The 7,672-nt window shown below is 73.8% G+C and carries 7 protein-coding genes and 2 pseudogenes; 6 read left to right on the forward strand and 3 right to left on the reverse strand.

The features are described 5' to 3' along the window. Nucleotides 1–55 precede the first annotated feature (55 nt). Nucleotides 56–1,498, forward strand: coding sequence for an amidase (locus tag ACFOSY_RS03340; protein WP_394305193.1), 1,443 nt, complete (start codon nt 56–58; stop codon nt 1,496–1,498). Here the strand turns inward: ACFOSY_RS03340 and ACFOSY_RS03345 are convergent. From ACFOSY_RS03345 to ACFOSY_RS03355, 3 genes and pseudogenes are all read right to left on the reverse strand, one after another. After that, a complete protein-coding gene (locus tag ACFOSY_RS03345; RefSeq protein ID WP_394305194.1) occupies nt 1,482–1,688 on the reverse strand; it encodes a DUF397 domain-containing protein in 207 nt (68 codons plus the stop codon). The two genes, ACFOSY_RS03340 and ACFOSY_RS03345, sit on opposite strands and share 17 nt — an antisense overlap. A 35-nt stretch (nt 1,689–1,723) precedes the next feature. Further along, on the reverse strand, nt 1,724–1,909 hold the full coding sequence (locus tag ACFOSY_RS03350) for a DUF397 domain-containing protein (protein ID WP_394305195.1): 186 nt from the start codon (nt 1,907–1,909) through the stop codon (nt 1,724–1,726). After that, nucleotides 1,906–2,790, reverse strand: a pseudogene (locus tag ACFOSY_RS03355) (helix-turn-helix domain-containing protein). Before ACFOSY_RS03355 ends, ACFOSY_RS03350 begins: the two are co-directional and overlap by 4 nt. 134 nt (nt 2,791–2,924) lie before the next feature. On the opposite strand from ACFOSY_RS03355, the pseudogene ACFOSY_RS34160 reads away from it, so the two are divergent. The 5 genes and pseudogenes from ACFOSY_RS34160 to ACFOSY_RS03375 form a co-directional block, all read left to right on the forward strand. Next, nucleotides 2,925–3,233, forward strand: a pseudogene (locus ACFOSY_RS34160) (helix-turn-helix domain-containing protein); the annotation flags it as partial. A gap of 52 nt (nt 3,234–3,285) precedes the next feature. Then, on the forward strand, nt 3,286–3,903 hold the full coding sequence (locus ACFOSY_RS03360; protein WP_394305196.1) for a Uma2 family endonuclease: 618 nt from the start codon (nt 3,286–3,288) through the stop codon (nt 3,901–3,903). A gap of 10 nt (nt 3,904–3,913) precedes the next feature. Continuing rightward, on the forward strand, nt 3,914–4,789 hold the full coding sequence (mshB, locus tag ACFOSY_RS03365; RefSeq protein ID WP_394305197.1) for an N-acetyl-1-D-myo-inositol-2-amino-2-deoxy-alpha-D-glucopyranoside deacetylase: 876 nt from the start codon (nt 3,914–3,916) through the stop codon (nt 4,787–4,789). Further along, the gene (locus ACFOSY_RS03370) at nt 4,786–5,199 is read left to right on the forward strand and encodes a DUF6113 family protein (protein ID WP_394305198.1); all 414 of its coding nucleotides are present in this window, start codon (nt 4,786–4,788) and stop codon (nt 5,197–5,199) included. Before mshB ends, ACFOSY_RS03370 begins: the two co-directional genes overlap by 4 nt. A 194-nt stretch (nt 5,200–5,393) precedes the next feature. After that, nucleotides 5,394–7,655, forward strand: a complete 2,262-nt coding sequence (locus ACFOSY_RS03375) for a hypothetical protein (RefSeq protein WP_394305199.1) — start codon at nt 5,394–5,396, stop codon at nt 7,653–7,655. Nucleotides 7,656–7,672 lie beyond the last annotated feature (17 nt).

Genomic DNA, 7,672 nt, shown 5'->3' on the forward strand with positions numbered 1-7,672 from the left:
GTCGGTAAGCCATGATGTGCGGGCCAGCATTCACGCGCGCAGGGCGGAGCCGACGGTGACGACTTCCGAGGAACAGAGCCAGGGACGCGACCAGGTGCGGACCAGGGTGCACGTCTTCCGTGACGACGCCCTGGGTGACCTGGACGCGGTCGGTCTCGCCGCGGCGATACGGCGGGGCGAGGTCAGCGCCGCCGAGGCCGCCCGGGACGCGGCGGCCCGCGTCCGGGACGCCGACGCCCTGCTGGACGCCGTCCAGGTGCGCCTGGACGAACCGGCCCACCACGGTGGCGGCGGCGGCGCGTTCGCCGGGGTGCCGACCTTCGTGAAGGACAACACCGACTACGCGGGCCTGCCCACGGGCCACGGCAGCGCCGCGTTCGTGCCGCGCCCGGCCCGGCGGCACGCCCCGTTCACCCGCCAGCTGCTGAGCACCGGCGTGACCGTGCTCGGCAAGACGCGGCTGCCCGAGTTCGGCTTCAGCCCCAGCACGGAGTTCGAGGAGGGCCCGCCGGTCCGCAACCCATGGAACACGGCCCATTCCGCGGGCGGTTCCTCCGGCGGCAGCGCGGCCCTGGTCGCCGCCGGCGCCGTGCCGGTCGCGCACGCCAACGACGGCGGCGGCTCCATCCGTATCCCGGCCGCCGCGTGCGGCCTCGTCGGCCTCAAGCCGACCCGCGGCCGCGTGGTGCCCAACGCGCAGGGCCGCCAACTGCCCATCGACGTCGTGGTCGACGGCATCGTGAGCCGTACGGTGCGGGACAGCGCGGCGTTCCTCGCCGCGGCGGAACTGCACCACCGCAACCCGAAGCTGCCCGCCCTCGGCCTGGTCGAACGCCCCGGCGAGCGCCGGCTGCGGATCGGGCTGCTCGTGGACTCCCCGAACGGCGTCCGCACCGACGAGGCCACCCGCACGGCCGTCACGGACACGGCCCGGCGGCTGGAGCGGCTGGGCCACACGGTGACCCCGGTGGAGCTGAACGTCGACCCGCGCTTCACCGAGGACTTCCTGAACTACTGGGGCCTGCTGTCGTTCCTCATCGGCGCGACGGGCCGCACCATGGGCGCGGAGTTCGACCGCCACCGCATGGACGGCCTGAGCCGCGGCCTGCGCGCCACGTACGCGGCCAACTGGCGCCGCACGCCGGGGGTGTTGCGGCGTCTGAAGCGCACGCGGGAGGCCTACGCGGCGGCGTTCCGGGGCCTGGACCTCATCCTGTCCCCGGTCCTGGCCCACACCACCCCGCCGCTGGGCCACCTCGCCCCGTCCGTCCCGTACGCGACGCTGATCGAACGCATCCTCGCCTACGTGGCGTTCACCCCGGTCAACAACGTCGTCGGCACCCCGTCCCTCTCCCTCCCGGCCCCGACGACGACCCCGGACGGCCTCCCGATCGGCGTGATGTTCTCCGGCCGCCCGGGCGCGGAGCGCACGCTGCTGGAGCTGGCCTTCGAACTGGAGGCGGATCAGCCGTTCCCGAGCATCAGGGACGCGGCGTGAAGGGCGCGGTGGCGCCGGCGACGTAGGGAAGGAACCCGGCCCACGCGGCCGGGGCGAAGGCGAGACGGGGGCCGTCGGTGTCCTTGGAGTCGCGGACGTGAATGGTGGCGGGGGTGGCGGCGATCTCGACGCAGGAGTCGCCCTCACTGCCGCTGCTGTAGCTGCTCTTGCGCCACACCACTTCGCTCATCACGTCTCCCTTGGTGGCCGGCCTCCGCCGCCGGGTCAGTCTCCGGCCGCGAACGGAAGGAAGCCGGCCCATGCGGTCGGGGCGAAGGCGAGACGGGGGCCGTCGGTGTCCTTGGAGTCGCGGACGTGAATGGTGGCGGGGGTGGCGGCGATCTCGACGCAGGAGTCGGTCTCAGCTCCGCTGCTGTAGCTGCTCTTATACCATTCCAGGTCGCGGGTCATGTCTCCCCCAACAGCCGCTTGACGAAGGCGATCGACTCACATGGCGTGAGCGCCTGCGCCCGGATGATGCCGTAGCGCAGTTCCAGGATACGAAGTTGTCGAGGATGGGTGACCGGACGGCCGCCTTCGACTGCCGGTGAGCGGCCGACCGCTGACCCGTCCTCGAACTTCAACACCTCGATCCCGCCGTCCACCCCGGCGTGCTCCTCGCGGTCCATCGGCATCACCTGGATCTCGACGTTGGGCAAGTGCGCCAATGCCAGCAGGTGTTCGAGCTGCTCGCGGATGATGCCGCCGCCGCCGAGGCGTCGTCGGAGCGTCCACTCGTCCTGCACGAAGCTGAGCTCGGGCGCCGAGTCGCGGTCGAAGACGGCCTTACGGGCGGTACGGGCGGCCACACCGCGCTCGATCTCGTCCTCCGTGTACCGGGGCCGCCGCATGCGGAACAGCGCACGGGCTTATGCGGGCGTCTGCAACAGGCCGTGGATGTTGACGGGATCGTAGAGCTGAAGCTCGACCGCCCGCGCCTCCATCTGCGCGAGATCCCGCACCTTCTTCGGGTACCGGACCTTCCTCACGTCCTCCTTCATCGCGGAGACGAGACCGCCCGCGCCCAGAACCTCGTCCGCGCGGTCCAGGTACTCGGGGCGGGGGATCCGCCTGCCGCCCTCGATCTTGTAGACGAGGTCCTCCCCGTACCCGACGGCGACCCCGAACTCGGCCGCCCGCATGCCCGCGGCCTCGCGCCGCAGCTTCAACTGCCGTCCCACGGTGGCCACCACGGCCAGCGCCCAGTCGTCGTCCGGGTCCACCTCCCAGCCCGGCTCGTCCGCCTGGTCCGTCCGAGGACCGACCCGAACCGCCTCACCGTTCACCGACATGCGCACACCCCTCCGTGGTCACTCTCCGCAGTGCTGTGATCACACATCACGGTACGGCGGTTCGGCCACGCGGAGTCACGAAATTCGGGGAAATGCCCACCGCAGCGCGACTCTTCGCGCTGCGGTGACGATGGTCGGCGTCCGACACGGCCCACCTGGCGCCCGGTGTCGCCGCCTGGCTGGAGCGGGAGGCCACCCCGGCCGCCGTACGGCATGCCCTGACCGCCGACCTGCCACCCGAAGGGCTGCGCCGCCCGGCCGCCCTCCTGGCGCACCGCCTCGCCGACCGGCTCCCGCCCGTACCCCCGGCACGCCCGCGCCCGGACGCCCCACCGCCCGCCCGGGACCCGCTGCAGACGTGCGACGGCTGCGAACGCGCCTTCCGCGCGCCCGCCCCCGGCCGCTGCCGCGACTGCCGAACCGACGACCAGGACGCCGCCTAGCATGAACGTGACGATCCTTGCCCCTGGGCACAGACCACGAGGAGCGAGCGCCATGACCATCGCACCCGACGACGCTCGGCGCGACAGTTCGCCCCACTACCGGGCCATGAGGGACGTCGTGCAATCGCTCGACGACACCCTCCCCGGGAAATTCGAAGTCACCAAGGAAGGGATTGTGCACGACATGATGTCGCCGGGGGGCCCGCACGAGGTCACGGCCGCGCACGTCAGCCGCCGTCTGGAAAGGATCATGCCGGACGAGTTGCTGGCTCACAACGGCACTCCCGACGTGGAGGGCGAGCCCGAGGGCATCATGCGGCACCCGGACGTGATGGTGATCGCCTGGGAGGATCTCGACGTCGAAGGATCCATCGATCCTCGTACGGTCCGCGCCGCCATCGAGGTCGTCTCCCGGTCCAATCCGGAGAACGACTGGGTGGGCAAGATGCGCGATTACGCGTTGCTCGGCATCCCGGTCTACGTCATCTTCGACCCCCGCACCGGCACCGGCGCCGTCTTCACGGACATCCACTCCACGCCCGACGGCCCCCGCTACGCCACCCGCAAGGACTTCGTCTACGGCGAGGACGTCACCATCGGCGAGTGGACCATCCCCACGGACGGTCTGCCGCGCTACCGCGACGAGGAAGCCCCAGGGGAAGCCACATAGGCTGGAGCCCATGACGGAACTGCCCGAGCGGCGTCTGATGCTGGTGCACGCGCACCCGGACGACGAGTCGATCAACAACGGCGCGACCATGGCGCGCTACGCGGCCGAGGGCGCCCACGTGACGCTGGTCACCTGCACCCTCGGTGAGCGCGGCGAGGTCATCCCGCCCGAGCTGCGGCACCTGAGCGGCGCCGCCCTCGGCGGCCACCGGCTGGGGGAGCTGCGGGAGGCCATGACGGCGCTCGGCGTCAGCGACGTCCGGCTGCTCGGCGGGGTTGGGCGGTACTGCGACTCCGGGATGATGGGCCTGCCCGACAACGACGACCCCGGCTGCTTCTGGCAGGCCGACGTCGACCAGGCCGCCGGACTGCTCGCCGAGGTCGTCCTCGAGGTGCGCCCCCAGGTGCTGGTCACGTACGACGACGACGGCGGCTACGGGCACCCCGACCACATCCAGGCCCACCGCGTCGCCATGCGCGCCGTGGAACTGGCCGCCGAGGGCGGATGGGACGTGCCCAAGGTCTACTGGAACCGCGTCCCGCGCTCCGTGGCCGAGGAGGCGTTCGCCCGGCTGGAGCGCGACCTGCCCGACCTGCCCTTCGACAAGTCCGCCTCGGTGCAGGACGTCCCCGGCGTGGTCGGCGACGAGCGGGTCACCACCGCCGTCGACGGCACCGCGTACGCCGGCGCGAAGGCCGCCGCGATGCGCGCCCACGCCACCCAGATCACCGTCGCCGACCAGCCGTACTTCGTCCTGTCCAACGAGCTGGCGCAGCCGCTGTTCACCACCGAGTACTACGAGCTGGTGCGCGGCGAGCGGCCCGCCGGCCGGGAGGACGACCTGTTCGCCGGCCTCGGCGGCCCCGGCGCGGGGGAGGCGTCGTGAGCGGCGACCGCGTGCCCGCCATCGCGCAGCCGCTGCGTCCGCCGTCCCCGGGGCGCGCCGCCGCCCTGCTCGGCCTGCTGGTGCTCGGCGCCCTGGTGGGCGTCGCCGGGGCGCTGGTCCAGCCCGCGTGGTTCCCCGGCGGGCTGCTGCTCGCCCTGGCCGGCGAGGCCGGCACGGTGCTCGGGGCGGCCCGGCTGACCCGCGGCCGGTCCGGCGGCATCGCCGTCGCCGCCGGGTGGACGATCACCGTCGTGCTGCTCACGGTCAGCCGTCCGGAGGGCGACTTCCTGTTCGCCGCGGGCAGCGGCTCCTACCTCTTCCTGCTCGGCGGCATCGCCGTGGCTGTGATCTGCGCCACCTTCGGCTCGGGGCGGCAACCGGACGGGGCCGCCGCCCGACTTCGCAAGTGACGTACCACTTCGCCGTGCCAGGGGCGTGATGGTCCGGTGTGGGTTTCCCCGGCGGTACTGGGATACGGGCCGGACCGGGCCAGTAAGGTGGTGCGCGCCGCCGAGCCTCCCGCGAACCCTCGGCCTCGCCCGAGCTGGGAGGACCCCCACCGTGAGGTCGTGACGGGCGGCGGAGCCAACCGGGAGAACCTGCCTTGAGTCGTGAAACTGACACTCCGTCCTCCGGGCCCGACGGGCGCGGCGGAGCCGCCTACCCGTCGGGCACGCCGCCCTACGGGATCCCGGCGATTCCGGACGCGGGCACGGACGCGGGCCGTCCGGCCGCGCGGCCGGAGGAACGCAAGACCGAGACCACGCTGACGACCCGGATCCGGATCAACATCCCCGGGTCGCGGCCGATTCCGCCGGTCGTCGTGCGCAAGCCCGTCACGGACGCGGAGGGCAAGAAGGCCGCCGGCGACGCCGAGGCAGCCGCCCCGTCCGCTCCCGCCGCCCCTGCCGCCGCCCCGGCCGAGCCGCCCGCGCGGCCCGCCCGGCCCGAGACGGCCGACCGCTCCGCCGCCGAGGAGAAGCCCCCGGCCAGCGACTGGTTCGCGCCCCGCAAGTCCGGGGCCGGCAAGCCCGGTCAGGCCGGCGGCGCCGCCAACGGCACGGCCGCGCCCGGCACTTCCGGCGCGCCCGGCGGCCCGTCCTCCGGCGCCGCACCCGGTGCGCCCGCCGGCGGCCCGTCGGGCGCCGCGCCGGGTGCGACCAAGGGGCAGGGTGGCCCGTCCGCCCCGAACGGCGCCCGTCCCGGCGCCGGACGTCCCGGCGGCGTGGTCGGCTCCATGGGCGCGCCCGGTGGACCTCGCCCCGGCGGGCCCAAGGCTCCAGGACCCACCGGCGCGACCGGTGCGACCGGCGGACCCGTGGCTCCCGGACACGGCGGCGGCACCGGCTCCTTCGACGTGACCGAGGCGCTGGCCGGCGCTCCCGGCGGCAACCGCGCCGACCGCGGCGGCGAACCGCGCCGCGACGACCTGCCGTACTTCACCGACGACGCCAAGGGCGGCCCCCAGCGCGGCCCCGGCGGCCCCGGCGGTCCTGGCACCCGCCCCGGAGCCGGCGTGCCCGGACCCGGGCGCCCCGGCGGACCCACGGTCCCCCCGGTCCCCACGGCCCCCTCGGGACCCACCGGCGGCCCGGTCACCGGCGACGGCCCGATGGCCCCGCCCCCCGGCGGCACGTCGTTCACGGAGGAGCGCACCGGCTCGCACGCGGTCCCCGGCGGCGGACTGAGCGACGACACCGCGATCCTCACCCCGCAGAAGCCCGCCGTGCCCGGCGACCCCGGCTACCCGCGCCACGACAACGTCTCCGGACACACCGTCACCAGCGGCATCCCCGTGATCCCGCCGAGCGCCTCCTTCGACGCGCCCGGCATGGGCCCGAACGCCCCCGGCCCGCACACCCCGCCCAAGCTGCCCGAGCCGGTCAGCCCGCCCCCGGCGGGCTCCGCCAAGGCGCCGAAGAAGAAGGGCCGCAGCAAGCTGGTCCTGCTCGCCACCGGCGTCGTCCTCGTCGCCGGCGTCGCCTACGGCGCGGGGCTGCTGATGAACCGTTCCGACGTGCCCAAGGGCACCACGGTGCTCGGCGTCGAGATCGGCGGCGGCACCCGCGACGAGGCCGTGAAGAAGCTGGACGGCGCGCTCGACGGCCGGCTCGACAAGCCGCTGAAGCTGTCCGTCGACGGCAAGACCGTCGAACTCCAGCCGGACAACGCCGGTCTCCAGGTCGACATCGACGCCACCGTCGGCAAGGCCGCCACCAGCGACTACAACCCGGTCAACGTGATCGGCTCGCTGTTCGGCCAGTCGCGGGTCGTCGAGCCGGAGATCCCGGTCGACCAGGAGAAGCTCCAGGCCGCCCTGGAGGACGCCGCCGGAGGCGCCGGCACGGTCAAGGAGGGCTCGATCACCTTCAAGTCCGGCAAGGCCGTCCCGGTGTACCCGCAGGCGGGCAAGGGCGTCGACGTCGCCAAGGCGGCCGACGTGGTCGCCGCCGCGTATCGCACGCAGGTGGAGACCGGCAACGCCGCCGCGGTGAACGTCCCGACGACGACCCAGCAGCCGAAGGTCACCAAGGCCGAGGTCGACCGGATGATGAAGGAGTTCGCCGAGCCCGCGATGTCGGACCCGGTCACCGTGCAGACCGACCCGGCGCACTCGGTGCTCATGAGCCCCGAGAAGTCGCTGTGGAAGTTCCTGCGCGTCGAGGCGGTCAACGGCAAGCTCGTCGAGAAGCCCGACCTGAAGGCCCTGGAGAACCTGTACGGCCAGGCCTTCGAAGGGGTCCTCATCACCCGCGGCAACGGCGAAAAGACCCCCGTCACCCCGCAGGACGTCTACGGCGCCCTGCGCCAGGCACTGGTCAGCAAGGGCGACCGCGCGGCCGTCATCGAGACGAACGCGAGCTGACGCGGGCCGGCCAGGCC

The organism is Streptomyces lusitanus (genome assembly GCF_042647945.1).
In the GTDB taxonomy this organism is placed as follows: domain Bacteria; phylum Actinomycetota; class Actinomycetes; order Streptomycetales; family Streptomycetaceae; genus Streptomyces; species Streptomyces pseudogriseolus.